At 62.1% G+C, this 25,703-nt stretch carries 21 protein-coding genes and 1 pseudogene; 11 read left to right on the plus strand and 11 right to left on the minus strand.

Annotated features, from left to right (window positions below):
* Positions 1-411 precede the first annotated feature (411 nt).
* Positions 412-1,376, plus strand: a pseudogene (locus tag FB009_RS03305) (IS110 family RNA-guided transposase).
* A 48-nt stretch (positions 1,377-1,424) separates the two neighbouring features.
* Here the strand turns inward: FB009_RS03305 and FB009_RS03310 are convergent.
* Positions 1,425-2,837 carry a DHA2 family efflux MFS transporter permease subunit gene (locus FB009_RS03310; protein ID WP_011974582.1) on the minus strand — a complete coding sequence of 471 codons (1,413 nt, stop codon included), beginning with the start codon at positions 2,835-2,837 and terminating at the stop codon, positions 1,425-1,427.
* Between the two features lie 348 nt (positions 2,838-3,185).
* On the opposite strand from FB009_RS03310, the gene FB009_RS03315 reads away from it, so the two are divergent.
* From FB009_RS03315 to FB009_RS03330, 4 genes are all read left to right on the plus strand, one after another.
* Positions 3,186-4,166, plus strand: a complete 981-nt coding sequence (locus tag FB009_RS03315; RefSeq protein WP_011974583.1) for an MBL fold metallo-hydrolase — start codon at positions 3,186-3,188, stop codon at positions 4,164-4,166.
* 190 nt (positions 4,167-4,356) lie between these two features.
* A complete protein-coding gene (gene guaB / locus FB009_RS03320; protein ID WP_018010861.1) occupies positions 4,357-5,859 on the plus strand; it encodes an IMP dehydrogenase in 1,503 nt (500 codons plus the stop codon).
* 77 nt (positions 5,860-5,936) lie between these two features.
* Positions 5,937-6,353, plus strand: a complete 417-nt coding sequence (locus tag FB009_RS03325; protein WP_011974585.1) for an MAPEG family protein — start codon at positions 5,937-5,939, stop codon at positions 6,351-6,353.
* Between the two features lie 85 nt (positions 6,354-6,438).
* The gene (locus tag FB009_RS03330; protein WP_127582213.1) at positions 6,439-7,314 is read left to right on the plus strand and encodes a dienelactone hydrolase family protein; all 876 of its coding nucleotides are present in this window, start codon (positions 6,439-6,441) and stop codon (positions 7,312-7,314) included.
* Here FB009_RS03330 and oxyR read toward each other — a convergent pair whose 3' ends face one another.
* Positions 7,315-8,268: a hydrogen peroxide-inducible genes activator OxyR gene (oxyR, locus tag FB009_RS03335; protein WP_011974587.1), complete on the minus strand. Its 954-nt coding sequence runs from the start codon at positions 8,266-8,268 to the stop codon at positions 7,315-7,317.
* A gap of 116 nt (positions 8,269-8,384) precedes the next feature.
* Between oxyR and katA the strand changes: the two genes are divergently transcribed.
* Entirely contained in the window at positions 8,385-9,869 is a 1,485-nt protein-coding gene (gene katA, locus FB009_RS03340) for a catalase KatA (RefSeq protein ID WP_011974588.1), read from the plus strand.
* An 83-nt stretch (positions 9,870-9,952) separates the two neighbouring features.
* Here katA and FB009_RS03345 read toward each other — a convergent pair whose 3' ends face one another.
* Positions 9,953-10,903 carry a LysR substrate-binding domain-containing protein gene (locus tag FB009_RS03345; protein WP_011974589.1) on the minus strand — a complete coding sequence of 317 codons (951 nt, stop codon included), beginning with the start codon at positions 10,901-10,903 and terminating at the stop codon, positions 9,953-9,955.
* 206 nt (positions 10,904-11,109) lie between these two features.
* On the opposite strand from FB009_RS03345, the gene FB009_RS03350 reads away from it, so the two are divergent.
* On the plus strand, positions 11,110-11,406 hold the full coding sequence (locus FB009_RS03350) for a DUF1127 domain-containing protein (RefSeq protein ID WP_011974590.1): 297 nt from the start codon (positions 11,110-11,112) through the stop codon (positions 11,404-11,406).
* Between the two features lie 303 nt (positions 11,407-11,709).
* On the opposite strand, the gene FB009_RS03355 is transcribed toward FB009_RS03350, so the two are convergent.
* From FB009_RS03355 to FB009_RS03380, 6 genes are all read right to left on the minus strand, one after another.
* A complete protein-coding gene (locus FB009_RS03355; RefSeq protein ID WP_011974591.1) occupies positions 11,710-12,555 on the minus strand; it encodes a DUF937 domain-containing protein in 846 nt (281 codons plus the stop codon).
* Between the two features lie 109 nt (positions 12,556-12,664).
* Positions 12,665-14,038, minus strand: a complete 1,374-nt coding sequence (locus FB009_RS03360) for a glutamate--cysteine ligase (protein WP_011974592.1) — start codon at positions 14,036-14,038, stop codon at positions 12,665-12,667.
* A 159-nt stretch (positions 14,039-14,197) separates the two neighbouring features.
* The gene (locus FB009_RS03365; RefSeq protein WP_011974593.1) at positions 14,198-14,935 is read right to left on the minus strand and encodes a 16S rRNA (uracil(1498)-N(3))-methyltransferase; all 738 of its coding nucleotides are present in this window, start codon (positions 14,933-14,935) and stop codon (positions 14,198-14,200) included.
* An 18-nt stretch (positions 14,936-14,953) separates the two neighbouring features.
* Complete coding sequence (locus tag FB009_RS03370) at positions 14,954-16,459, minus strand: inorganic phosphate transporter (RefSeq protein WP_011974594.1); 1,506 nt, start codon at positions 16,457-16,459, stop codon at positions 14,954-14,956.
* A gap of 202 nt (positions 16,460-16,661) precedes the next feature.
* Positions 16,662-17,168 carry an NUDIX hydrolase gene (locus FB009_RS03375; RefSeq protein ID WP_011974595.1) on the minus strand — a complete coding sequence of 169 codons (507 nt, stop codon included), beginning with the start codon at positions 17,166-17,168 and terminating at the stop codon, positions 16,662-16,664.
* A 273-nt stretch (positions 17,169-17,441) separates the two neighbouring features.
* Positions 17,442-18,233 carry a FadR/GntR family transcriptional regulator gene (locus FB009_RS03380; RefSeq protein WP_024325483.1) on the minus strand — a complete coding sequence of 264 codons (792 nt, stop codon included), beginning with the start codon at positions 18,231-18,233 and terminating at the stop codon, positions 17,442-17,444.
* Between the two features lie 210 nt (positions 18,234-18,443).
* On the opposite strand from FB009_RS03380, the gene FB009_RS03385 reads away from it, so the two are divergent.
* On the plus strand, positions 18,444-19,712 hold the full coding sequence (locus FB009_RS03385) for a DUF3422 family protein (RefSeq protein ID WP_011974597.1): 1,269 nt from the start codon (positions 18,444-18,446) through the stop codon (positions 19,710-19,712).
* 19 nt (positions 19,713-19,731) lie between these two features.
* Here the strand turns inward: FB009_RS03385 and FB009_RS03390 are convergent, their stop codons facing one another.
* Positions 19,732-20,628, minus strand: a complete 897-nt coding sequence (locus tag FB009_RS03390; protein ID WP_102045018.1) for a LysR family transcriptional regulator — start codon at positions 20,626-20,628, stop codon at positions 19,732-19,734.
* Between the two features lie 106 nt (positions 20,629-20,734).
* Here FB009_RS03390 and FB009_RS03395 point away from each other — a divergent pair, with 106 nt between their 5' ends.
* The 3 genes from FB009_RS03395 (at position 20,735) to glcF (ending at position 24,805) form a co-directional block, all read left to right on the plus strand.
* On the plus strand, positions 20,735-22,174 hold the full coding sequence (locus FB009_RS03395) for an FAD-linked oxidase C-terminal domain-containing protein (protein WP_011974599.1): 1,440 nt from the start codon (positions 20,735-20,737) through the stop codon (positions 22,172-22,174).
* Positions 22,171-23,388, plus strand: coding sequence for a glycolate oxidase subunit GlcE (glcE, locus tag FB009_RS03400; protein ID WP_011974600.1), 1,218 nt, complete (start codon positions 22,171-22,173; stop codon positions 23,386-23,388). Before FB009_RS03395 ends, glcE begins: the two co-directional genes overlap by 4 nt.
* A 124-nt stretch (positions 23,389-23,512) precedes the next feature.
* Positions 23,513-24,805: a glycolate oxidase subunit GlcF gene (glcF, locus tag FB009_RS03405; RefSeq protein ID WP_011974601.1), complete on the plus strand. Its 1,293-nt coding sequence runs from the start codon at positions 23,513-23,515 to the stop codon at positions 24,803-24,805.
* Positions 24,806-24,929: 124 nt separating this feature from the next.
* Here the strand turns inward: glcF and FB009_RS03410 are convergent, their stop codons facing one another.
* Positions 24,930-25,622, minus strand: coding sequence for a L,D-transpeptidase (locus FB009_RS03410; protein WP_024312368.1), 693 nt, complete (start codon positions 25,620-25,622; stop codon positions 24,930-24,932).
* Positions 25,623-25,703 lie beyond the last annotated feature (81 nt).

A 25,703-nucleotide genomic window follows, 5' to 3' on the forward strand; every position in this document is an offset into this window, starting at 1 on the left:
ATCATGGGACTGCCTTATCCTGTGATGCGAGGTCCGCTGTGACGGCCTCCGTCAACTGTTCAGGTTAGGGATTCGAAGCGGGCGGAGGACCAGAGGCCAGCACACGGTCTTTAAAGACCAGGATTCCGACGGCCTTCCGCCCGCACCCATATAAGCACAGTTTCGACACACAGGATTCCTGTGACGAGCACAGGAATTGTCTCTCAAATTTATGGTTTACTGTTGGGGAAGCTGGGCGCGAGCCCGGAATGGCCATTCCGGGGCTGGCGCGGCAAGGCGCCCGTACAGGAATAGGTTTCAACGACCGACCTCATGAAGGGACTTTGCCGCTCCAGCTTCGCATCGCTTGCTGACTTGAATGGGCTATCCGTTGGACACGCCCGCAGACAATTCGAAGCATGGAACCCGATTATGACGGCAGAACACACCGAAATCCAGTTCGTCCTCGGCCTGGACGTTTCCTGCAACACCGTCACCCTGTATGACGACCTGCACCCTGACCGTCGCCAACGACGCCGATGCACTGCGCACAGCACTGCAACCGTACCAGGGGCACCGCCACGCTCGCGGTGTGCGAAGCGACCGGCGGCCATGAGGACACCCTGCTCGGCGCGCTGCTGGAACTGGCTATTCCCGCCCATCGCGCGGATCCCGCCAAGGTCAAGGCTTATATCGGATCCTTCGGCAAGCGCGCCAAGACCGATCCGATCGATGCCCGCTGGCTGTCCCATTATGGCCGAGACGGTGCCGCAGTCCTGCCGCGCTGGCAGCCGGCCGATCCCTGCCAGCAGCAATTTGCGCTCTTCGTCGCCCGCCGTCTCGACCTCGTCGCCATGCGAGTGCAGGAGAAAAACCGAATGAAAGCCCCGCGCAGCCGCCTGATCGCCGACAATATCTCGGCCCGTCTCGCCGAACCGGACCGCCCTATAGAAACTCTCAATGCACAGATCGGCACCCTGATCGCCGAAAGCCATAACCTGGCGCTGCGAGCCAAGGCGTTGCGCTCGGTGCCCGGCATCGGACCGGTGCTGGTGTCGCTGCTCTTGGCCGTCATGCCCGAACTCGGCAGCCTCAACCGCAGGCAGGCCGCAAGCCTTGCCGGCTGCGCCCCCCATCCCAAGGACAGCGGCAAGGCCAGTTGGCACCGCAGTACCACCGGCGGACGCCGCCAGATCAGACCGGCACTCTTTATCGCCGCTCTCGCCGCCTGCCGTGGCGACAATCATCTCGCCATCGCCTACAACGCACTGCTTAACACCGCAAAACCGAAACGCGTCGCGCTTACCGCCATCATGCGTAAGATCATCACCATCGCAAACGCCCGCATCAGGGACGCTTTAAATCAGCAAAACGAAACAACAGAAATTCACGCTTAAACTGACTTGGTGAGGGGAGAGTAGAAGAACGCGGCGCCTCGTGAGCCCTCACTTGCCTGCTGCCCTCGTCTCCACTTCCCGGATCGCCAGACGGTGGCCCGAAACGGAGGCGCCGGCGTTCTTCGCCATGGCGATGAAGGGGATCGCGGCCAGCAGGTTGGCGATGGCGATGATCATGAAGGCCGTGTGGAAGTCTCCAAGCTCCAGCGGCTTGCCGCTGATTGCCGTCTCGATCTCGAGAATGGCGCCTGCGACCGCGACCCCCAATGCGAGGCTGATCTGCTGCAGCACGGCGCTCATCGATGTTGCCTTGCTCGCATCCGCATCGTCGATATCGGCGAATGAGAGCGCGTTGACGCCGGTGAAGAAGAAGGAGCGCGCGAAACCGGCGATCAGCAGGACCGAGATCAGCACGAGATAGGGTGTCGCGGGCGTGAAGAAGCCGTTGGCGAATGTCGTGACGGCGGCGATCACGGCCGCAACGAGCAGCGTCGTGCGGAAGCCGGCGAAAGCGAGCACGCGGCGCGCGAGGAATTTCGTCGTGATGGCGCCGACGGCGCCGACGAAGGTGATGAGGCCGGACTGGAACGGGTCCAGACCGAAGCCGACCTGCAGCATCAGCGGCATCAGGAATGGCACCGCGCCGACGGATATGCGGAAGATGGTGCCGCCGATCGACGCGGCGCGGAAGGCACCGTCGCGGAACAGCTTGAGGTCGAGCACGGGCGCCGGATGCCTGCGCGCATGGAAGATATAAAGGAACGAGGCGGCTATGCCGGCTGAGACGGATGCGATGCCGATTGCCGGCGGCAGGGCCGGCAGACTGATGACCGAAAGTCCGAAGATGACACCGGCGGCAGCGGTCCCTCCGAGCAGGAAACCGACAATATCCACGGGCGGGGGGTTTCGCCTTTCCATCTCGGGAAGGTAGATGCCGGAGAGAAAATAACCGACGATCCCGACCGGCACGTTGATCAGAAAGATCCAGTGCCACGAAAAATAGGTGGTGATAAAGCCGCCGAGCGGCGGGCCTGCAAGCGGGCCGACCAGCGCCGGAATGGTCAACAGCGCCATCGCCGAGACAAGTTCGCTTCGCGGCGCGCTGCGGACGAGAACGAGACGCGCCACCGGCGTCATCATGGCGCCGCCGACGCCCTGCAAAAAGCGTGAGAGGACGAAGGCGGAGAGGCTGTCCGCGACCGCGCAGAAGACCGAGCCTGCGACGAAGACGAGGATGGCCGCGCGGAAGATGCGTTTGGCGCCGAACCGATCCGCCATCCAGCCGCTCAAGGGAATGAAGATCGCGAGCGCCACCATATAGGAGGTGAGCGCGAGCTTGAGCGTGATCGGACCGACGCCTATGTCGCGCGCGATCGCCGGCAACGATGTCGCGATGACGGTGGAATCCATCTGCTCCATGAACAGGGCGATGGCGAGAATCATCGGGACGATGCGGTTCATGAATGATGCCTGGGGGTTAGAGCACTTCCGCTTTTCTCCGAATCGCGGAAACTCTCTAACCCTTTGTATTGCCGCAATTCCGGACGGAAAACCGTTACACGCTTTTCCTGGAATTGCTCTAGCACAGCGGGCGTTCGCCGCATCGGGAAACGATCTGAGAACAAAATCATGGGGCAACTCGGAATGCGCGCTGGCGCGCCGTTAAGGGCTTCCTGTGGTTTTGTCAGGGCGAAGCCGTAGATTGAAGATCAAAAGCGTGTGATCCCTCCTGTCTATTTCCGTCAAGGCGCTACTTCTCGCCTGTTGTGGCCGGCGCGAGGGCAGGGCCATCAAACGGAGGGAATTACGATGGCTTTTCAATTGAAGCGGCGGACATTGTTTTCGGCAGGTGCGGGCGCCTTGGCGGCGCCAAGCCTCTTGGCGGGCCTTGCCGGTGCTCAGGAGACGATGGAAAAGGACGGTATGGCCAAAGGCGTGGACTTCAAGACATTGAAACTTGGAAGTTTCAAGGTGACGGTGATCAGCGACGGGACGCGTGCCTCGGATAATCCGCATGAGATATTCGGCACCAATCAGCCCGCAGAGTCGGTCGCTACCCTTCTGGAGCAGAATTTCCTGCCGACAAACGGCTTCGTCAACGGCTTTGCCCCGGTCCTGGTCGATACCGGATCCGAGGTCGTTCTCTTCGATACGGGGCTTGGCGAGGGTGGCCGCGAGGCCGGGATGGGCAAACTTGCCGAAGGACTGAAGACGGCAGGCTATGCTCCCGATCAGGTGACCGTCGTCGTCCTCACCCACATGCACGGCGATCATATCGGCGGACTGACAGAGGGCGGAAAGCCGGCCTTTGCCAATGCCCGCTATGTCACCGGCCAGGTGGAGTACGACTTCTGGAAGGACGCCGCACGCGTCGGCACAGCTGCCGAAAACGGACACAAGGCGGTGCTGGCGAAGGTCGTGCCGCTGGCGGAAAAGATCACCTTCATCGCGGATGGCGGGGAAGTGGTTCCGGGTATCTCAGCGATGGCCGCTTTCGGCCATTCTCCCGGGCATATGATCTATCGGCTCGAGTCTGACGGCAGGGCGATGATCCTGACTGCCGACACCGCGAACCATTATGTGCTGTCGCTGCAGCGGCCCGATTGGGAGGTTCGCTTCGATATGGACAAGTCGGGCGCAAGCGCGAGCCGGAAAATGGTCTTCGACATGATCGCGACCGACCGGCTGCCCTTCATCGGCTATCACATGCCTTTCCCGGCCGTCGGCTTTGCCGAGCGTCAGGATCAGGGCTATCGCTTCGTACCGGCGAGCTATCAGTTCGACATCTGACGAAGCGGCTTGTTGCGCTGCGACAACATTTCGCCGGGGCCCTGACAGATTCGGGCCTCCGGCTATTTCCATTCCGACATATCCGTGTTACCAGCCCTCGCCAACTTCCAAGACAAGCCTTGAAGTCACCCGGCCGGACAAGTCGCTGAACGTCCCCGGGGATTTTCGTATATTTGAAGAGGAATTGGCCATGGCGCGCATCATTGAGACGGCAACCGGTCTGGAGGCATTGACCTTCGACGACGTTCTGCTCCAGCCGGGGCATTCCGAAGTCATGCCCGGCCAGACGAACATCGCCACCCGCATCGCGCAGGACATCGACCTCAACCTTCCTATCCTCTCGGCCGCCATGGACACCGTTACCGAGGCGCGGCTCGCGATCGCCATGGCGCAGGCCGGCGGCATCGGCGTCATCCATCGCAATCTGACACCCGCCGAACAGGCGGAAGAAGTCCGGCAGGTCAAGAAATTCGAAAGCGGCATGGTCGTCAATCCGGTGACGATCGGACCGGATGCGACGCTTGCGGATGCTCTGAGCCTGATGAAGACGCACGGCATTTCCGGCATCCCGGTCGTTGAAAACGGCGGGTTGGGGGGGCAGACGCAGGGTCGCCTCGTCGGCATCCTCACCAACCGCGACGTCCGCTTCGCTTCCGATCCTTCCCAGAAGATCTATGAACTGATGACGCGGGAAAACCTCATCACCGTGAAGGAGAGCGTCGATCAGCAGGAAGCCAAGCGCTTGCTGCACAAGCACCGGATCGAGAAGCTCCTCGTCGTGGATCAGGATGGGCGCTGCGTCGGCCTGATCACGGTCAAGGACATGGAGAAGTCGCAGCTGAACCCGAACGCCTCCAAGGACGCCCAGGGCAGGCTTCGCGCCGCCGCCGCTGTCAGCGTCGGTGACGACGGCTTCGAACGCGCCGAGCGGCTGATCGATGCGGGCGTGGACATGATCGTCGTCGATACCGCCCACGGTCATTCGCAGCGCGTGCTCGATGCGGTCGGCCGGGTGAAGAAGCTCTCCAATTCGGTGCGCATCATGGCGGGCAATGTCGCGACCGGCGACGGCACCAAGGCGCTGATCGATGCCGGTGCGGACGCCGTCAAGGTCGGCATCGGACCGGGCTCTATCTGCACGACCCGCATCGTCGCCGGCGTCGGCGTGCCGCAGCTCGCCGCGATCATGTCGGCCGTCGAGGCCGCGCAGGCCGCCGGCATCCCGATCATCGCCGATGGCGGCATCAAATATTCGGGCGATCTCGCCAAGGCCATCGCCGCTGGCGCTTCGGCCGTGATGATCGGCTCTCTCCTCGCCGGCACCGAGGAAAGCCCGGGCGAGGTATTCCTCTACCAGGGCCGCTCCTTCAAGGCTTATCGCGGCATGGGCTCCGTCGGCGCCATGGCCCGCGGTTCGGCCGACCGCTATTTCCAGGCTGAAGTCCGCGACACGCTGAAGCTCGTTCCGGAAGGTATCGAAGGCCAGGTGCCCTACAAGGGCCCGGTCTCCGGCGTCCTGCACCAGCTCGCCGGCGGCCTCCGCGCCTCCATGGGCTATGTCGGCGGTGCGACGATCAAGGACTATCAGGAGCGCGCCAGCTTCGTGCGCATTTCCGGCGCGGGTCTGCGCGAAAGCCACGCCCATGACGTAACGATCACCCGCGAGAGCCCGAACTATCCGGGCGGCGCCTGATGCTATTTTGCAGGGCGCCTTTCCTCCGGGGAACCTGCGCGCCCTGCGCCTTCTCCCTCAATTTCTGAAGAGCACCGATGACGGGCTTTGAAATCTTCTGGCCGATGGTGGCCCATGTCGCGCTTGTTTTCGCGCTCTATGCGCTCCTCTCCGCCCGTCGGGTTGCGCTCGTCAAGGCGGGGAAGATCGAGGCTTCCGTATTCCGGGAAAACCGCGACGAGCCGGACGAGAGCCTCGTTGTGCGAAACAGCATCGCGAACCAGTTCGAGTTGCCGGTGCTGTTCCACCTCTGCTGTGTGCTGCTTTACGTGACCGAGGCAGACAACATTCTCTCGCTTGGTCTCGCCTGGCTCTTCGTGGCGCTCCGCTACGCGCACGCGGTAATCCATGTCACCGGCAATCGGCTGCGTTATCGCCGGCCGCTCTTCATGGCGGGGTTCCTTGTGCTCGTCGCGATGTGGACCTGGCTTTCCGTCTGGATGGCGATGAGCTGAGGTAACGCAGTTTTGTAAGTCCGTGACCGCGCCGCTGACCTATTCTGTCCAGCGGCTTTCATCTGCCACAGCCCAGGAGAGCGTCATGAACAAACCTGTCATTACCCAGGCGATGATCGATGCCTATGACGAGTATACGCATCTCACCTTGGACCGCCGCCGCTTCATGGAGAAACTGACGGCGCTTGCCGGGACGGCTGCCGCCGCCGCTGCAATCGCGCCGATGCTGGCTGCCAACAGCGCCAAAGCCGAAATAATCGCCGAAACGGACGAGCGAATCAAAGGCGAGGACATCACCTATCCTGGCGGCGATGGCAAAATGAAGGGTTATCTCGTGAAGCCCGCCGTAATGTCCGGCAAGCTTCCCGCCGTCATCGTCATCCACGAGAATCGCGGCCTCAATCCGCACATCAGAGACGTTGCACGCCGCATGGCGCTCGAAGGTTTTCTGGCACTTGCTCCCGATTTCCTTTCGCCGGAGGGGGGAACCCCGGGCGATGAGGACAAGGCGCGCGAGATGATCGGCGCGCTCGATGCAAGCGCTACGAATGCCAACGCCGTCGCCACAGTGGCCTTCCTGAAGGGTCATGCGGAAAGCACCGCCAATGTGGGGGCGATCGGCTTTTGCTGGGGCGGCGGTCTCGTCAACAGGCTTGCCGTGAACGCGCCTGACCTCAAGGCCGGCGTCGCCTATTACGGCGCCCAGCCGAAAGCCGAGGACGTGCCGAAGATCAAGGCTGCGCTGCTGCTGCATTATGCCGGGCTCGATGAGCGCATCAATGCCGGCATCGAGGCCTACCGCAAGGCGTTGACGGAAAACGGCAAGGACGCCACGATTCACGTCTATGAGGGCGTGAACCACGCTTTCAACAACGACACCTCGGCAGCCCGTTACGACAAGGAGGCGGCCGACCTTGCCTGGCAGCGGACCGTCGAATTCCTGAAGGCGAAGCTCGCTTAGTCATACGGCCGGTTTGGGCGCAGATTTCACTGCGCCTCTATCGGCCGGGATAGCGCCCTGCGAGACCTCGCGGGCACAGGTCGATATGGCGTCTGCAAGCGCGTCCATGTCGCGTGGGCGCGGATTGCTTGCCCGCCAGATAAGACCGATCTCGCGAGAGGGCTCAGGGGCGGCGAAGGGCACGATGCGGATCGCGTTGCGCGCGGCTTCGCTCGGGATCGCAATCTCCGGGATGAGCGTCATTCCCATGCCGTTTGCAACCATTTGCAGGAGCGTCGCCATGGATGTTGCGCCGAAGCTCAAAAGTTGCCGCCTGCCGGCGCTACTGCAGACGGCAAGAGCCTGGTCGCGCAGACAATGGCCTTCCTCGAGGAGCAGGAGCTGGGAAATATCCATCTGCTTTTCGGTAATCGGCGACAGGAGTACGGTCCGGTCGTTCTCCGCTACGGCCATATAGAAACGATCGGAAAACAGCGATCGGGTGGCGATGCCGTCGGGCTCGACCGGCAGCGCCGCCACGACCGCGTCGAGCCTGCCGTCGCCGAGATTGACGAGGAGCCGGTCTGTAACAGATTCCCTCAACTCGATTTCGATCGTCCTGTATCGTTCGCGCAGATAGGGGATGAGCCGCGGAACGAGGTAGGGCGCGAGAGTGGGGATGACACCGAGGCGCACGCGTCCTTCCAGGGTGCCCGAATTTATCCGGGTGCTCTCTTCCAGTCTGCCGACATCCGCAAGGATCGAGCGAACCTGCTCCAGCACCTCCTCGCCTTTGCCGGTCAGGAAAACCCCGGAACGGCTCCGTTCCACCAGTTTCACGCCGAGATGCGCTTCCATTTCCATAATCTGCGCGGACAAGGCCGGCTGGCTGACATGGGTGAGTTCGGCGGCCTTGCCGAAATGGCGCGTGGTCGCGAGGGCATCGAAATAGCGCATCTGCCTGAGTGTCAACATGATAAGAAAAACCTATCGTATATAGCAGAAAATACAATTGGAGATTATTGCCGACGGGTGGGAGAAAACGACGCAAGGCATTTGCCGTGCCGAAACGTTGAAAGATGAGGGATGTAATGACAGATCGTCCGACGATGACCACGACCGCCGGTGCACCGGTGCCGGACAACCAGAACGCGCTGACTGCGGGGCCGCGCGGCGGCATCATGATGCAGGACTACCAGCTCATCGAGAAGCTGGCGCACCAGAACCGCGAGCGCATTCCGGAACGCGTCGTGCATGCCAAGGGCTGGGGTGCCTTCGGGACGTTGAAGATCACGGGCGACATCTCGGAATATACAAAGGCAATGTGTCTCCAGCCCGGCGCCGAAACGCCGATGCTTGCCCGCTTCTCGACCGTGGCCGGCGAGCAGGGCGCCGCCGATCACGAGCGTGACGTCCGCGGTTTCGCGCTGAAGTTCTATACCGGGGAGGGGAACTGGGATCTCGTCGGCAACAACACGCCCGTCTTCTTCATCCGGGATCCCTACAAGTTCCCGGACTTCATCCATACGCAGAAGCGGCATCCGAAGACCAATCTTCGCTCCGCCACCGCCATGTGGGACTACTGGTCACTCTCGCCGGAAAGCTTGCATCAGGTGACGATCCTGATGTCCGATCGCGGCCTGCCGCAGACGCCGATGCATATGAACGGCTATGGCTCGCACACCTACTCCTTCTGGAACGACGCAGGCGAGCGCTATTGGGTCAAGTTCCACTTCAAGACACAGCAGGACCACAAGTTCTTTACCAATGAAGAAGGCGAAGCGGTCATAGGCAAGACCCGCGAGGGCTATCAGGAGGCGCTGTTTTACGCCATAGAGAACGGCGCGTTTCCGCGCTGGACCGTGCAGGTCCAGATCATGCCGGAGCTCGATTCCGAAAAGACGCCGTACAACCCGTTCGACCTGACGAAGGTTTGGCCGCACGCCGATTTCCCGCCGATCGAGATCGGCGTGCTGGAACTCAACCGCAACCCCGAAAATTACTTCGCCGAGATCGAAAACGCGGCCTTCTCGCCTTCCAACATCGTTCCGGGCATCGGCTTCTCGCCGGACAAAGTGCTGCAGGCGCGACTGTTCTCCTATGCGGACGCCCACCGCTATCGCCTCGGCACCCATTACGAAAACATCCCGGTCAACCAGCCGCGCTGCCCGGTTCACCATTATCATCGCGATGGTCAGATGAACACCTATGGCGGCATTCGCACCGGCAACCCGGAGGCCTATTACGAGCCGAACTCCTTCGATGGTCCGGCGGAACAACCGCTTGCCAAGGAACCGCCGCTAAAGGTGGACGGCGACATGTCGCGCTACGATCACCGCGTGGGCAATGACGATTATGTCCAGGTGCGCGCCTTGTTCAACCTCTTCGACGAAGGGCAGAAGTCGCGCCTCTTCTCCAACATCGCAGCTGCGATGGGCGGCGTTCCGAGCGAGATCATCGAGCGGCAGCTCATTCATTTCGCCCGGGTTCATCCGGACTATGAGACAGGCGTTCGCGCGGCGTTGAAGGCCGCCCACGGCTACGGGGCGGATACGATCAGTACGGCTGCCGAGTAAAAGGCGCCGGTCGGCGAAAAACGAAGGCCACGCCCATGCAGGACGTGGCCTTCGTCATTGAGGAGAGGAGGCAGGTAGGGAGGTCACCAGCCCGGCAGCATATGGCTCTGTCTCAGGCGCGGATAACGCGGATAGCTCTTGAGATCGCCTTCGAGGTCATCATTGACTGTGATCGGCGTGATGTTGTCCAGGCAGGCGCAAATGTGGTTGGTAATCGCATTCGACAGCGAAGGCGACAGGCCCGGGCGCTTCATGATGCCGATCTGAACCGGCGCCAGTGCCGGAAAGCCGTCCGCCAGCGTCAGCACTTTCATACCCGGGCGCAGCGCCGATTCCGGAAGTACGGAAACCGCCATGCCGGCCAGCACCGCGGCCGCAACCACCGTCGACGACCAGCTTGTGAACAGGATCTGATATTCCTTGCCCGTCGCGTCGAGTGCCGCGCAGGCAGCCTGCCTCCACTGACAGTCGCGCCGGCCGACCGCGAGCGGGATCGGCGCGTTCTCGGGCAGCGGATGGTTGATGGAGCTCACCCAGCAGAGCGGCTCGGTGCGGACGACGTCCGAGGCACGCGCGCGCGGATTGTGCGTGACGAGCGCGATATCGAGGTCGCCCTTCGCCAGCTTTTCGGCGAGGTCGACCGAAGGCTCGCATACGATGTAGAGTTCGACATTCGGATGTGTCTTGGCGAAGCGGACGATGATCTCCGGCATGTAGCGGTCCGCGTAGTCGTCCGGCGTGCCGATCCGCAGCGTTCCCTCGAGTCGGTTGTCGTCGAAGGAGGCAATCGCCTCGTTGTTGAGGCGAATCATCCTCCGGGCGAAGTTGAGGAGCCTGTCACCCTCGACGGTCAGCCGGTTGCCCCGGCCGTCCTTCATGAAAAGCGGCTTGCCGATCCGCTCTTCCAGGCGGCGCATCTGCATCGACACGGCGGATTGAGTCTTGAAGACTCGGTCGGCCGCCTTCGTGAAGCTGCCCGTATCTGCGATTGCTACGAAGGTTTGCAGCTGGTCAATATCGAGCGGTGCGGACATGGCCGGAATACCTATAAAATTGTTTGATGAATACCATTAAAAACATTCGTTGGACTGATCAATAAGGATTTGCGAATGATAATCCGCAAATCACGTCAATCTTCTCGGCGAAACAGTCGCCGTTCTGCCAGATTTTCTCGACCTGCTCCCGCGTAGACTTTTGCGCGAGAGAAGGTTTCTTCGTGCCTGCGAAAAGGAGTTCCGTCATGCACAGGACCGAACACGTCTCCGGCTGCGGCTTGGTTGCAAGGGGGCAATCGCCTGCATTCCGCGCAACGGGAATCGCCAGCATGCTGTCGGCCGTCTGGCATCTGTACCGAAACCGCCGCCAGATCGCCCGTCTGCACGATCTTGACGACCGCCAGCTACTCGACATGGGGCTGAAACGTGAAGACCTGCACGAGGCACTGACATCGGCATCCTTCGAGAATCCAGGCACTTACCTGACGCGCGCGTCGCGCAACCGGGCAAGTCTCTTCTACAGGGGAGTACGTCACGACTGACTTCTCCATGGCGCATCCGGCCGCCTCGGATGCGCCATCGCGACATGATCTGCTTTCGCCCTCGTGCGGATCATGTCGCGAAATTCTGATGGTGCGCACGGCACCGAGCGTTCCCCGCAGGGTATGAGCCAATAGACCCTGCTGCTTGCCCGGTACATGCCAAGACATGTACCGGGCTTTTTTGTAGCGTGGCGGGGCCGCCCTCATCCGCCTTCCGGCACCTCCCCCGCAAGTGGGGCGAAGGGACACCGGCAAGCGCCGCGCCATCAAAGCTGCCAATGCTTTGCAGGCAGAATTTCGCGGCTATGCCTTGCCGCCCGGGCCGCCCTTGTAGCTTTCGAACAGCGCGTCGATGTTCTTCTGGTATTCCTTCTGCATCTCCAATCCGCTATCGAACAGGCTGTTCATCGCCTGCGAAAATTGGGCAAATGCCGGGTTGTCGGCCGACGCTTTCTGCGCGCTGCCGGCGTTGCTCATCATCTCCTGATAGGCCTTGAAGAACGGATTGGCGGCGAACATGTCGGCCGCATTCTTCTCGTCCGCTTTGCCCGTTTCGCCTGCCTTGCCCGTTTCCCCCTTGCCTATGCCGAAAAATCCCTGCATCGCCTGGGTAAAGGGGTTATCGAAGGGGTTGGGCTGCGGCTCGGCCTTCTTTGCGAGGCCCGTCGCCTCCATCCATTGCCGCATCAGCGTCATCATCGGATTGTCGGCCAGGCCGCCGCTCATCTGCCCCGTGGTCTGCTTGAAGAGCCCGCCCATCAGCGTGCTCGCCATCACCGGCAGCATCTGCTTGTAGATCTCCTGACCGATTCCCGTCATCTGTTCGGCCTGCGCCGCGATCGCACGCGACATTTCCTTTGAGCCGAAAAGCTGGCCGAGAACGCCATTGCCGTCGGCGACTCCCTGGGGTGTGAACGCCTGGCGCATGTCTTCGAAATACCTGGCGTAATTGCCGGTCGAAAGCGCGGTCAGGAGCGCGCCGAAGTCATAGGGGTTAGCGGTGTTGTGCTTGAAGCCGGTGGAGAAGGCGGGCATCAAGGCCGCCGTGGCCTTGGCCATCTGCTCCTGTGCGAGCCCGAATTGCTTCGCCATCAGTTCGATGGCGTTGCCGTTCTGCGCCTGCGCGAACATGTCAAAAAGCGGTGCCATTGGCGTTCCTTCCCGGGCAAGCGACGCATGTCCTTGCACTATAACGGGAATTGAAGGGCTGAGAACCGCTTTTTATAACGTGTCCGGCAGGAGGGTATACGCCGGCCGATCAATACTGGTAATCGGCGAATACCGGCTCGACCGATTCCTTCCAGCGGCCATGGTAGAGCGCGAGCATGTCTTCCGCGAGCGTCGCCTTCTTCGCCAGCACCTCATCGAGCGGTGCCAGGAACTGGCTTTCGTCGATGCCGTCCCCGTTCAGCCGATTGCGGCGCTTGAGGCCGTTGCGCGAAATGGCGAGAACCTCGCGGGCGACATCGAAGAGCGACTTCGACCGGAACTCGGCTGCTAGCGCCTTTGCTGGAACGGCATTTCTGAGCGCCAGAACTTCCTCGTAGCTCCAGTCGCGCGTCAATTCCTCCGCCGCCGACAGGGCTTCGTCATCGTAGAGCAGGCCGACCCAGAACGCCGGCAGGGCGCAGATCCGCCGCCAGGGTCCGCCGTCGGCCCCGCGCATTTCCAGAAAGCGCTTCAGGCGGACGTCGGGAAAGAGAGTAGACAGGTGATTGGTCCAGTCGCCCATCGTCGGCTGCCACTCGGCGATCTCACCCTTTAGCGCTCCGTTCATGAATTGACGGAAGGTGACATGGGTACAATCATGATAATGCCCGTCGCGCACGACGAAATACATGGGGACTTCGAGCGCCCATTCGACGTAGTCGCCGAACCCGAAATCCGGCTTGAATGCCGTCGGCAACAGGCCTGCGCGCTGGTTGTCGGTGTCACGCCAGATGTCTCCCCGCCAGGAGAGCAGGCCGTTCGGCTTACCCTCGGTGAAGGGGGAACTTGCAAAGAGAGCGGTCGCGAGTGGCTGCAGTTTCAAGGAGACCTGCATCTTCCGTCGCATATCCTCTTCCGAGGAGAAGTCGAGGTTAACCTGGATCGTGCAGGTGCGGTACATCATATCCAGGCCCTGAGTGCCCACCTTCGGCATGTAGCGCGTCATGATCGCGTAGCGCGACTTCGGCATGCGCGGCGTCTCGGCGAAGGTCCACTTAGGGCTGCCGCCGATGCCGAGGAAACGAATGCCAAGCGGCTCGGCGATTTCCCGAAGGACGGCCAGGTGCTGATTGGATTCCTTGCAGGTCTGATGCAGGTTCTCGAGTGGCGCCCCGGAAAGCTCGAACTGCCCGCCGGGTTCGAGTGAGATCGCTCCGTTGCCCGAGGGTTCGGCCAGGCCGATGACGTTCCCCTCGTCCATGATCGGTTCCCAGCCGTTCCGCTGGGCCATCCCGTTCAGAAGCGCCTGAATGCTGGCCTCGCCGAAATAGGGGACCGGACTGTTGTCCGCCTTGAAGAAGGCGAACTTCTCGTGCTCTGTGCCGATCCGGAAATTTTCCTTTGGCTTCGATCCCGATGCCAGATAGGCGGTCAGTTCAGCGACAGAGGTAACCGGCGTCTGGTCGGTGGTATCTCGGGCCATGTTCGTCTTCTTTGTCTCAGCGGCTCATGCATTCAGCAGGAGTTCAGCAGGAGGGCAGTTTAGCAGGAGTGGATGGAGTGCTTGAACCGTAATCAAGTGCGGCGCAAGTCAATTTCTTTCAAGATGCCGTCAAAAAAACTCCGTGCTTCAAGCGTCAGCTCAACGCCAGTCCCCGAGCGTAGCCTGAATGACGGCCATTGCTGCCACGGCCGCCGTGTCGGCGCGCAGGATGCGCGGCCCGAGAGGGATTGCCGTCACGAAGTCGAGGCTTCGCAGAAGATCTCGCTCCGTCTCGGAAAAACCGCCCTCCGGGCCGATCAGAAGTGCCAGCCGGTGCTCGGCTAATTCGTTGAGGATAGGCAAGGGATTCTGACTCTCGTTTCCCTCGTCACAAAACACGATGCGCCGGTCGCGCGGCCAGGCCGCAAGAAGGTCTTCGAGCCTACGCGGCTCCTCGACAGCCGGGATGCCGAGGACGCCGCACTGCTCGGCCGCTTCGATGGCATTGGCGCGAATGCGTTCGAGGCTGCCGATCTTCCCCTGTACATGCTGCGTTATGACAGGTTGCAGGACGCCGGCACCCATCTCCACCGCCTTCTGCACGAGATAATCGAGCCGCCCTGTCTTCAGGGGTGCAAACAGATAGACGAGATCGCAAGGGGCAGGCTGCGGTCGCGTCTGTTCGACGGCGACGAGGACCGCCTGCTTGCGGGACGGCATGGAGATTTCCGCCCGCCATTCGCCATCCCGGCCGTTGAACACCAGAAGTGACGAGCCCTCGCCCAAGCGCAGCACGTTGATCAGATAGTTAAACTGCTCCCGCGTTGCCTGGTGGCTCGCCCCATTGTGCAGTGGGCTTTCGACGAAGAGACGCTGCATGCGGAAATTGGCGCGCATTTTGGATCGGCCGCTTTTCTAGAGAAACAGGCTTGAAAGAACGAAATAGACGAATGCCGAAAGCAGCGCCGAGACGGGAACGGTGATGATCCAGGCGGCGACGATCGTCAGAAAGTGGGAACGCCGCACCAGGCGCCTGCGGCGCACTTCCGCAAAATTCGTTTCGCTCCTCTCCATGAATTCGGTCTGGCCGGTCTTGCGCCGGACATATTCGAGCCGCCGTTGCGAGTGGCGCGTGTACCATTCGCGGAAGAATCCGACGCCGAAGACCGCGCCGACCGCCGTGTGTGTGGAGCTGATCGGCAGGCCGAGTGCCGAGGCGAGCAGCACCGTCACTGCGGTCGCGAGCGCCACGCAGAAGGCTCGCATCGGATTGAGGCGTGTGATTTCCTCGCCGACCACGCGTATCAGCAGCGGACCGTAGAGCAGCAGTCCCACCGAGATACCGAGAGCACCGATGAGGAGCACCCAGAAAGGCGCTTCCGAATCCGCGGTCGAGACGACGCCGTCGACAGCCGAGACGATCGCCGACAGGGGCCCGATGGCGTTGGAAACGTCATTCGCCCCGTGTGCGAAAGAGAGAATAGCCGCCGAGACGATAAGCGGAAGGCGGAAGAGCTTGCGCAATGACTGGTTGCGGTTCTCGAGGCCTGCCGATTGCCGGCGGATCCACGGCTTGGAGGACAGGTACGACGCAGTTCCAGCCAGCGCTCCGATCAACAGGCCGGTCGGAAGCGGGATAGAGGCCAGATGGTCGAGGGCAAAGACCGCCACATAGGCTGTGAACGAGCCGGCCGTGACGCCGAGGACAACGGGCATCCAGATCCGCGCGGCTGCGATCTTATCCTCGCGGTAGATGACGAACTCCTTCAGGAAAGCAAGGAAGAGTGCGGCAACGGCGCCGCCGAGCAGGGGCGAAATCGTCCAGCTCGCCGTTATGCCGGCGATAGCCCACCACTTGACGCTGGAAAGCCCGGCGGCTGCGACACCTGCGCCGATGATGCCGCCGACCAGCGAATGCGTCGTCGAAACGGGCGCGCGCGAATAGGTCGCGACATTGATCCAGATCGCCGATGAGACGAGCGCCGAAAGCATCACCCAGACCAGGGCTTCGGCGCCGACCAGTTGCGTGCCGTCGATGATTCCGGCTTCGATGGTGAGTGTGACTTTTCGCCCGGCGGTCAACGCTCCGGCGATTTCGAATACGGCGGCGATCCCAAGCGCCACAGCCATCGAGATAGCCTTCGCACCGACTGCGGCGCCCACGTTGTTGGTCACGTCATTGGCGCCGATATTCATCGCCATGTAGCCTGCAACCGCAGCTGCGGCCACGACGACGGCCGCACCGGAGGCACCCGTGACATAGCTCGCCGCAAAGCCCATGCTGAGGATCAGGAAGAGCGCCGCAAGGCCGGGAGCCGCCAGCTTGCGCATGACGTGATGCGAAGCCTCCTCGGCAAGGCTGAGCTTGTCGAGATCCTTGTCGATCGTCAGCTTCTCGAGGCGCGGTCGCGGCTTGGCCAAGAACTGTTCTCCAAATCTAACATTCGCCAGTAACGGCACAAACGCGGGTATTCAAGCGGTATGAAGGGAAGGGCGAGGGTTTGGCCTGACGTGGCTGGTAGACGAATGTCCGGACGCAGAGGATCATCCGGCCTGTCACCGCTCGTAGCGGCCCCTTTGAGCGTTTGACTGGCGCAGCAACCGGTGCTTGCCGCCCTCGCTGTCAGCTGCTGGGTTCCTTCGGACGCTGCTCCGCGGCGGGGTCGACGCGTTTGCCGAAATCGAGAATAAGCTCTTTCAGTGAGGGCTCCGCAACGCGCTTTGCCGCCTCCTTATAGTCGACCCATTCGAGCCGCCGGGTGCCTTTCTCCGGGAATTTCTTGCAGAATGCCTCGACTTCGAGGGCGTGCACCTGAACCTTGCAGGAAATCTCGAGGCCGTGGTCCATCCGCTTCTGGTAGACATATGCGCCGACGGCGGCCCTCTGCACCTTGCCCTTCACTCCAGCCTCCTCATAGGCCTCGCGCTCGGCGACTTCGTGTGCCTGCTTTCCCTGCATCGGCCATCCCTTGGGGATGACCCAACGGCCGGTATCGCGGCTGGTGATCACCAGGATCTCCAGCGCCTTCGTTTTCGCCGTAAACCGGTAGCACAGCGCCGCGTATTGCATTCGCGCCGGGCGGCGCAGCATCAGTTGCACATCAGAAGCTAGCCGGTGCAGAAAGTTCAAGATTCCCGATACTCCTCAACGAATCAGTGGCTGACGGCCCGGTGCAAGTATGAACCGTTCATTCGAGCCGTAAATGGTTAGCTGGCCAGCTAACGCAAACTGCGGAGTCGCGGTTCCTTCAGAATCGAAGTTTCAATGCGACTATATAGGAAACCGGGCAGAAAATGTGCATAGACCTGCCATTCGCTCGCAGTCTGGAGGGTGGTGCTGGGTGCGGAGACGTGCCGGATCCGCCTTGGAGCAACGGTGCGTGGCCGATGCTGTCCGTTCGCCTCAAGCGCCGGAACGGTCGCGCTGCTGAAGGCGCAGACGCGCTATGCGGGACCATTCGCCGTTGCGCTCCACCTCCTGCGCCGCGGCTGCGACGAAATCGATGTGGTCCTGCGCGGCCATCTTGGCTGCCACCGGGTCGCGAGCCATAACGGCGGCGTAGATCGCCTCGTGTTGTGCAAGCAGTAGCGCGCGTGCGCCGGGGGCGCCGAAGACGGCACTTCGGTGGAAGAAGATCCCCCGGGTGAGAAGCCTGTAACAAGCCCGGAGCGTGTGGAGCAGAATGATATTGTGAGCGCTTTCGCCGATAGCGTTGTGCAGCTCGATATCGGCTTCGAGCTCGTCGTCGAAGCTGCCGCTCGCATGCGCGGCGCGCATGCGCTCGATGACGCGGGTCAGGATGTCGCGGTCGAAGTCGGTTGCGCGGGTCGCCGCAAGTTCCGCCGTCAGGCCCTCGAGTTCACGCCGGAATTCGAGATAGTCCTGCGTGGCCTTGTGATGGCGCCCGATGAGCTCGATCAGGGGTTTGGAAAAGATCTGTCCGACCACGTCGGCGACGAATGTGCCGCCGCCATGCCGGCTCTCGACGAGGCCGCGCGCCTCGAGCTCTTTCAGTGCCTCGCGAAGGATGGGGCGCGACACCTCGAACCGTCGGGAGAGGTCCCGCTCGCCCGGCAAGCGGTCGCCATCGCGCAAAATGCCCTCCAGGATCAGAAGTTCGATCTGCTGCACGACCTCGTCTGCCGTCCGGCTGTGGCTGATGCGGGCGTAGAGGTCGTCCTGGTCTTCGGTCACGGCCATATCTCCCGAAGCGCCGGGCATAATGCTCAGGGTGCGCCCGCATCCGCTTCCACGCGGCAATCTAACAGGACCCATCAAGTGGTCAAATTGATTGTCCACTTACGGGTGTTGACAAAGATCGATCTGCGTCAAAGCGTCCTGTTCATTTTAACTTATCCGTTGATAAGAAGGTGATGATGAACGCGTGAGGGGAAGAAGCGCTTGATGCCAAAGGGCAGTTTTGCATTTCCGGTGGCGCCCTTGCGCGCCCAGGCGCTCGGCGAGGTCCATTCGCGGCCCTATGCCCTGGTCACGACTCCGCGCGTCATCTTTCAACTCGCCTTCATGACGGAGGGCGGTTCGATCGTCGACCACGCCGTGATGTCCGAGCTGTCACGCTCGCGCGGCATCGCTCCGCCCGGCCGCGACGCCAGTCACCACGCTATGCCGTGGGGGCAGGGAACGCTGCGATGGGAGCGGCACACGGAATTCTCCACCTATTTCTGGGACGCTCCCGCGCCGGAGAGCTTTGGCGGCCAGGTGCCGATTCATCCGTTCGGCGACGGTTTTTCGCCGCCGGGCTCTCTGATTTCCGGAATTCGTCTGGAAATCCGTCCCGATACGCCGGAGACGCGCGAGGCGATCGGTGCATTCGATCCGACGAGCCTCTGTTACAGCGAGACCAAGAACGGTCAGGCGGTGCTCGTCACCGACTTCCGCCAGAACGGCGACGGGCTGACGCAGATTCTGATCATCGATCGCGGCATGACGGAGGCCGGAACAGGGGCCCTGGTGCAGCGCCTGCTCGATATCGAAACCTATCGCACGCTCGCCATCCTCGGCCTGCCGCTTGCACAGTCGCTCTCGCCCGAGATCCGCCGCACCGAGGACGGCCTGACGGCGGTGACGCAGCGGATGAAGGAGAACGTCCGCGAAGAGGCCGACGAGATGCTGGCGGAGATTACCCGGCTGGCCGCCGATCTCGAGGCCGGCGCTGCACTCAGCCTTTATCGCTTCGGCGCCAGCCGCGCCTATTACGGCATAGTCCAGGAGCGAATCCGCACGCTCTCCGAAAGCCCGGTGCCCGGATACGAAACCATCGGCACCTTTCTCGAGCGCAGGCTGGCGCCCGCAATGCGCACCTGTCAGTCGGTCGAGGAGCGGCAGGCGAACCTTTCTCGCAAGCTCGCCCGCGCCACAGCGCTGTTGAGAAGCTGGATCGACGTCGAGCTCGAGCGGCAGAACAGCGATCTGCTGAACTCGATGGACCGCCGCGCGAAGCTGCAATTGCGCCTGCAGCAGACCGTCGAGGGCCTCTCGGTTGCTGCGATTTCCTATTACGTGGTGGGTCTCTTCGGCTATGTCGCCAAAGCCGTCAGTCATGAGGTTCCGGTCGATCCGGGCCTGCTGACGGGCGTCGCTGTTCCCTTCGCTGTTGCCGGGGTCTGGCTGGTGGTACGGCGCATCCGGCGGCGTCACGACGAGCATCGGTAGTGGTGCGCCCGCTGACGCCCTATTGCTCCCAATAGGGCACAGGGCCGTAGAGTGCGGCGAGGTAATCGATGAACATCCGGACCTTGGCCGGAAGGAATTGCCGGCTCGGATAGACGGCCGAAAGCGTCAGCCTGTGCGATCCTTCCCATTGCGGCAGCACCTGAACGAGGCGCCCATCCCGGAGTTCCCTGCCGATATCCCAGGTGGAACGCAACGCGATGCCGGCGCCGGCAATCACCGCTTCGCGTATGATCTCCGACGAATTGGTGACGAGAGGCCCTTCCGGACGATAGGACAGATTTCCCTCCGGCCCCTCCAGCTTCCAGTTGTCGTTGTTGTGCGCCGGGAGGCAGATGTGGCTCGCGAGTTCGCCGATGTCCTTGGGCGTCCCATGACTGGCGACATAGCTTGGTGCCGCGCAGAGAAGCCGGCGCACCGGCGCGAGTCTGCGGGCGACGAGGCTCGAGTCGCTGAGTTCGCCTATTCTGATCGCGAGGTCAAATCCTTCTGCGACGATATCGGTAAAATCGTCGGTCAACACGATGTGCAGCTTCAGGTCTGGGTGGTCCTTCATGAAGCCGGTCAGATGAGGCGCGATATGCAAACGCCCGAACGAGGTCGGCGCGGAGATGCGCAGCGTTCCTCGAACCTGGGAAGAACGGCCCGAGGCGTAGGCCTCGGCTTCCTCGAGCCCGGCGAGGATGCCGAGAACGCGGTCGTAGAAACCCTGGCCGGCCTCTGTCATCGAGATCTGCCGCGTCGTCCGCTGCAGCAGGCGCGTGCCGAGCCTGTCTTCGAGCCGCTTGATGCGTTTCGAAATCACGGCTGCGGAGAAGCCGAGCGCCCGTCCTGCGGCCGACATGCTGCCGGTCGACACGACCCGCACAAAAATCTCGAGATCGCCTAAATGCGTCATCAATCTTGATCATTGTTTCCAAAGGCGAAAAGATCATTAACATTTGCCGGGGGTCGGTCCTAGTGGTAAGCAAAAAATACCACTTTGCTGCGAATGGGAGGCCCTCATGCCGGAGACGATAGGCTTTCTGAAGCCCAGGCAGGCTGTTCTCGATCGTCGGCGGGAAATCGTCGCCGACCTCGGTGATCTGCTTCCGGAAGGTTGCCTCATCAGCGACGAACGTGGCCTCAAGCCATTCGAGACGGATGCATTTATCGCCTACCGGCGGATGCCGCTCGCGGTCGTTCTCCCCGAGACGACGGAACAGGTGGCCACGGTCCTCAAATACTGTAGCCGCTACGGTATTCCAATTGTCCCGAGGGGTGCCGGCACCTCCCTCTCCGGCGGGGCCATTCCTCAGGAAGACGCGATCGTCGTCGGCCTGTCGAAGATGGCGCGCATCCTCGATATCGACCTCTTCAACCGGACGGCGACGGTTCAGGCGGGCGTGACCAATCTCAACATTTCCGACGCGGTTTCGGCCGATGGATTCTTCTATGCGCCGGATCCGAGTTCGCAGCTCGCCTGCACCATCGGCGGGAATATCGGGATGAATTCCGGTGGCGCGCACTGTCTGAAATACGGGGTGACCACAAACAACCTTCTTGGCGTCAAGATGGTGCTTTTCGACGGCACCGTGATCGAACTTGGTGGCAAGGCGCTCGACGCCTCGGGATATGACTTGCTTGGCCTTATCTGTGGTTCCGAGGGGCAGCTTGGTATCGTTACGGAAGCGACGGTGCGGCTGATTGCCAAGGCCGAAGGCGCGCGCCCCGTTCTTTTCGGATTTGCCACTTCAGAATCCGCCGGGAGCTGCGTCGCCGATATCATCGGATCGGGCATCATTCCGGTTGCGATCGAATTCATGGACAAACCGGCAATCGAAATCTGCGAAGCCTTCGCGCATGCGGGGTACCCGCTCGACGTCGAAGCATTGCTGATCGTCGAAGTGGAAGGTTCCGAGGCTGAAATGGATTCGATGCTCGCAGGCATCATCGGGATTGCCCGCCGCCACGGTGTGATGACGATCAAGGAATCGCAATCGGCGCTCGAAGCGGCACTGATCTGGAAGGGGCGGAAATCGGCCTTCGGCGCTACCGGCCGGATTGCCGATTATATCTGCATGGACGGAACGGTGCCGCTGAGCCAGCTCTCCCATGTCCTGCGCCGGACCGGCGAGATCGTCGCCGGCTATGGCCTGCGCGTTGCCAATGTCTTCCATGCAGGTGACGGCAACATGCATCCGCTGATCCTCTACAATATCAACGATCCGGATGAAGCGGCCCGGGCGGAAGAGGCGGGCAACGACATTCTGAAGCTCTGCGTCGAGGCAGGCGGCTGCCTCACCGGGGAACACGGGGTCGGCATCGAGAAACGTGACCTGATGCTGTTTCAGTACAGCAAGGCCGATCTCGACCAGCAGATGGGCGCGCGTGCTGCCTTCGATCCGCAATGGCTCCTGAACCCGTCGAAGGTCTTCCCGCTCGAAGGGCGGCCCGCGGCATGATCGTCCATTTCGACCCGGCAAGCGAAGAAGGGATTGCCTCCGTCGTTCGTTCAGCGGCGGCCGAGCGCGTCACGCTCGCGGTCGTCGGTGGAGGCACGCGTGCCGGTCTCGGCAATCCCGTGCGTGCGGACAGAACGCTGTCGACCAGGCGTCTTTCCGGTATCGGCACCTACGATCCGGCCGAGATGACCATGAGTGCGCTTGCAGGAACGCCGCTCGCAGAGGTCGAGGCGGCATTGCGCGCAAAGGGCCAGATGCTTTCGTTTGAGCCGATGGATCATCGGCCGATATCAGGGACGGCGGGCGAACCGACGATCGGCGGCGTCTTTGCCGCCAATGCCTCCGGGCCGCGTCGCTACGTCGCCGGCGCCGCTCGCGACAGCCTGCTCGGCGTGCGTTTCGTCAACGGTCGGGGAGAACTCATCAAGGCCGGCGGAAGGGTCATGAAGAACGTGACCGGGCTCGATCTCGTCAAGCTCATGGCCGGGTCCTACGGAACGCTCGGTATTCTGACCGAAGTCACCTTCAAGGTGCTGCCGCTTCCGCCAGCCGCCGCGACCGTCATCGTCTCCGGACTGAACGATGCCGAAGCCGCCGCGGTGATGGCCGAGGCTATGGCGCAGCCGGTGGAGGTCTCGGGTGCGGCACATCTGCCGGAAAGCGTGCGCGGCCGCTTTCTGGACGGCAATCTACCCGATGGCGCCGCAACGGCGCTGCGGCTGGAGGGACTGGCGGCGTCGGTGGCCGTCCGGACGGAGAAGCTTGGCGAAAAGCTCACGCGCTTCGGGCGGGTCTCCCAACTCGGCGAGGCCGAGACAATGGCGCTCTGGGCGGAAATCCGCGACGTGAAGCCCTATGCCGACGGTAGCAGACGGCCTTTGTGGCGTGTGTCAGTCGCCCCTTCCGCGGGCCATCAGCTCATCGCCGCATTGCGTCTGCAGACCGGCGTCGATGCGTTCTACGACTGGCAGGGCGGTCTGGTCTGGCTGCGAATGGAGGCTGATCCCGAGGCGGAGTTGCTGCGCCGCTATATCGGAGCAGTCGGTGGCGGCCATGCGACGCTGCTGCGTGCCGAGGAGGAAGCGCGCGGCCGCATTCCGGCCTTCGAACCCCAGCCCCCGGCCGTGGCGCAGTTGTCGGAACGCGTCCGTGCGAAATTCGACCCGTCGGGCATCTTGAACCCGGGGCGCGTAGCACCTTTGACCCGGAAATAGCGAAAGTGCCGACTGCCATCGTGCGGTCTTAAAGATCGGCCTAAGACGAGTATGGCAATTTCCGAACAGTGCAACGGGGATCAGATCTATCCCAAGGCCGCAAGGCGTCAAATGGAGTACTCGGTTGCAGACCAATTTCTCCCCTGAGCAACTCGCCGACCCGCATGTCGCCGAATCCGAAACGATTCTGCGCAAATGCGTGCATTGCGGCTTCTGCACGGCCACCTGTCCTACCTATGTGGTTCTTGGCGACGAACTGGACAGTCCGCGCGGACGGATTTACCTGATCAAGGACATGCTCGAAAACGGCCGTGCCGCGGATACCGAAACCGTTACCCATATCGACCGCTGTCTGTCGTGTCTTTCCTGCATGACCACCTGTCCCTCGGGCGTCGACTATATGCATCTCGTCGACCATGCCCGCGTTCACATCGAGAAGACGTATAAGCGGCCGTTCAAGGATCGGCTCGCCCGTTCCGTCATTGCCGCGACGCTTCCCTATCCGTCCCGCTTCCGGCTGGCCCTCGGGGCCGCGGGTCTTGCACGGCCGCTTGCCGGATTGCTGAAAAGGGTGCCCTTTCTCAGGACATTCGGCATCATGCTGGATCTGGCGCCGGCCGCGCTACCGGTATCGCGGGCGGCAAGGCCGGCTGTCTACGCTGCAAAGGGCACGCCGCGCGCGCGCGTCGCCTTGCTGACCGGTTGCGCTCAGCCGGTGCTGCGGCCGGAGATCAACGATGCGACCATCCGTCTCCTCACCGGACAAGGCGTCGAGGTGGTTGTTTCGGCGGGAGAGGGCTGTTGCGGAGCGCTCGTCCATCACATGGGACGGGAGGAGCAGGCGCTGCAGGCCGCCCGGCACAACGTCGATGTATGGCTCAAGGTGGCGGAGGAGGATGGCCTCGACGCAATCATCGTCACCGCTTCCGGCTGTGGCACCACGATAAAGGATTACGGTCACATGCTGCGGCTCGACCCGACCTATGCGGAGAAGGCCGCGCGCGTTTCCGCACTGGCGAAGGACGTGACCGAATATCTCGCGACCCTCGACCTGCCGGAGCGCGAGCCGCGTGGCCTTACGGTCGCCTATCACTCCGCCTGCTCGATGCAGCACGGACAGAGGATCGCCGCGGCCCCGAAGCAGCTCCTGAAACGCGCCGGCTTCTCGGTGCGCGAGCCGGCCGAGGGCCATCTCTGTTGCGGCTCGGCCGGGACCTACAACATCCTGCAGCCGGAGATATCTGCGAAGCTGAAGGCGCGGAAGGTCCGGAACATTGAGGCGACCAGGGCCGACGTCATCGCCACCGGCAATATCGGCTGTATCACGCAGATCGCCAGCGGGACGGAGATCCCGATCCTGCACACGGTGGAACTGCTCGATTGGGCCTATGGCGGCTCGAAACCGGTGGGGCTCTGACGAGGGTTTTGGCAAGGCCCTTATCCGCCTGCCGTCATCTTCTCCCCGTCAGACGGGGAGAAGATCGTGACAGCCGCATGAGAGGCCGCACGCGGCGTCATCGCAACTCCAAGGGATCCGGACGTCATCCACCGAAAATCGTGCGGAAAATATCGACGCCGCGATCATCGAAATAGGTGTCTCCGGGCTTGCTGCCCGGGCCGATGACGATGACCTTCGTGCCGATACCGGCGCGCTCATAAAGGTGTTCGACATCCTCGTTCATCATCCGGATACAGCCCGACGACATGTTCTGACCGATCGTCCATGGCTGATTGGTACCATGGATACGGAAGATCGTGTCTCGGCCGCCCTTGTAGAGGTAGAGCGCACGGGCGCCGAGCGGATTGTCGATGCCGCCCGGCTGCGTGATCGGCAGGATCCTGCCCTTCGCTCTCTCGCGCACGCGCATTTCGGCCGGCGGCGTCCAGCTGGGCCACTCGGCTTTCCGACCAACCTTCACGACACCAGACCAGCCGAAGCCGTCCCGGCCCACGCCGATGCCGTAGCGCGTCGCGCGGTTCCGACCGTCGATGTAATAGAGATACTTGCTGTTGGTATCGACGATGATCGTGCCGGGAGCTTCGTCCGTGCGGAAGCGGACCTTGGTGCGCCAATATCTCTGCGGGGGTTTCTTCGGCTGCGCGACCTGTATGATTTCGGAACGCTCGGCGCCCGCGCCGGCGACATCTGCCGGGCTGAATGCCGCGGCGTTTCCGGCAAGAAGAGCCGCGGCCGCGACTGTGAGTACGGCCATCCCCGTGACGTGAAGTCTCATTATCAATCCCTCTGAACCCTCGTTGCAAGCAAGCCAAGCGATTTAACCGCAAGTGCTCGCCTGCGATACATTCGATAGTGA

Origin of the sequence: Sinorhizobium medicae (genome assembly GCF_007827695.1) — a bacterium.
In the GTDB taxonomy this organism is placed as follows: domain Bacteria; phylum Pseudomonadota; class Alphaproteobacteria; order Rhizobiales; family Rhizobiaceae; genus Sinorhizobium; species Sinorhizobium medicae.

What these genes read in the sequence shown, in the direction of transcription:
- FB009_RS03310 (WP_011974582.1), bottom strand. Translation starts at nt 2,837, where the DNA reads ATGAACCGCATCGTCCCGATGATTCTCGCCATCGCCCTGTTCATGGAG.
- FB009_RS03315 (WP_011974583.1), top strand. Translation starts at nt 3,186, where the DNA reads ATGGCTTTTCAATTGAAGCGGCGGACATTGTTTTCGGCAGGTGCGGGC.
- guaB (WP_018010861.1), top strand. Translation starts at nt 4,357, where the DNA reads ATGGCGCGCATCATTGAGACGGCAACCGGTCTGGAGGCATTGACCTTC.
- FB009_RS03325 (WP_011974585.1), top strand. Translation starts at nt 5,937, where the DNA reads ATGACGGGCTTTGAAATCTTCTGGCCGATGGTGGCCCATGTCGCGCTT.
- FB009_RS03330 (WP_127582213.1), top strand. Translation starts at nt 6,439, where the DNA reads ATGAACAAACCTGTCATTACCCAGGCGATGATCGATGCCTATGACGAG.
- oxyR (WP_011974587.1), bottom strand. Translation starts at nt 8,268, where the DNA reads ATGTTGACACTCAGGCAGATGCGCTATTTCGATGCCCTCGCGACCACG.
- katA (WP_011974588.1), top strand. Translation starts at nt 8,385, where the DNA reads ATGACAGATCGTCCGACGATGACCACGACCGCCGGTGCACCGGTGCCG.
- FB009_RS03345 (WP_011974589.1), bottom strand. Translation starts at nt 10,903, where the DNA reads ATGTCCGCACCGCTCGATATTGACCAGCTGCAAACCTTCGTAGCAATC.
- FB009_RS03350 (WP_011974590.1), top strand. Translation starts at nt 11,110, where the DNA reads ATGCACAGGACCGAACACGTCTCCGGCTGCGGCTTGGTTGCAAGGGGG.
- FB009_RS03355 (WP_011974591.1), bottom strand. Translation starts at nt 12,555, where the DNA reads ATGGCACCGCTTTTTGACATGTTCGCGCAGGCGCAGAACGGCAACGCC.
- FB009_RS03360 (WP_011974592.1), bottom strand. Translation starts at nt 14,038, where the DNA reads ATGGCCCGAGATACCACCGACCAGACGCCGGTTACCTCTGTCGCTGAA.
- FB009_RS03365 (WP_011974593.1), bottom strand. Translation starts at nt 14,935, where the DNA reads ATGCGCGCCAATTTCCGCATGCAGCGTCTCTTCGTCGAAAGCCCACTG.
- FB009_RS03385 (WP_011974597.1), top strand. Translation starts at nt 18,444, where the DNA reads ATGCCAAAGGGCAGTTTTGCATTTCCGGTGGCGCCCTTGCGCGCCCAG.
- FB009_RS03390 (WP_102045018.1), bottom strand. Translation starts at nt 20,628, where the DNA reads ATGACGCATTTAGGCGATCTCGAGATTTTTGTGCGGGTCGTGTCGACC.
- FB009_RS03395 (WP_011974599.1), top strand. Translation starts at nt 20,735, where the DNA reads ATGCCGGAGACGATAGGCTTTCTGAAGCCCAGGCAGGCTGTTCTCGAT.
- glcE (WP_011974600.1), top strand. Translation starts at nt 22,171, where the DNA reads ATGATCGTCCATTTCGACCCGGCAAGCGAAGAAGGGATTGCCTCCGTC.
- FB009_RS03410 (WP_024312368.1), bottom strand. Translation starts at nt 25,622, where the DNA reads ATGAGACTTCACGTCACGGGGATGGCCGTACTCACAGTCGCGGCCGCG.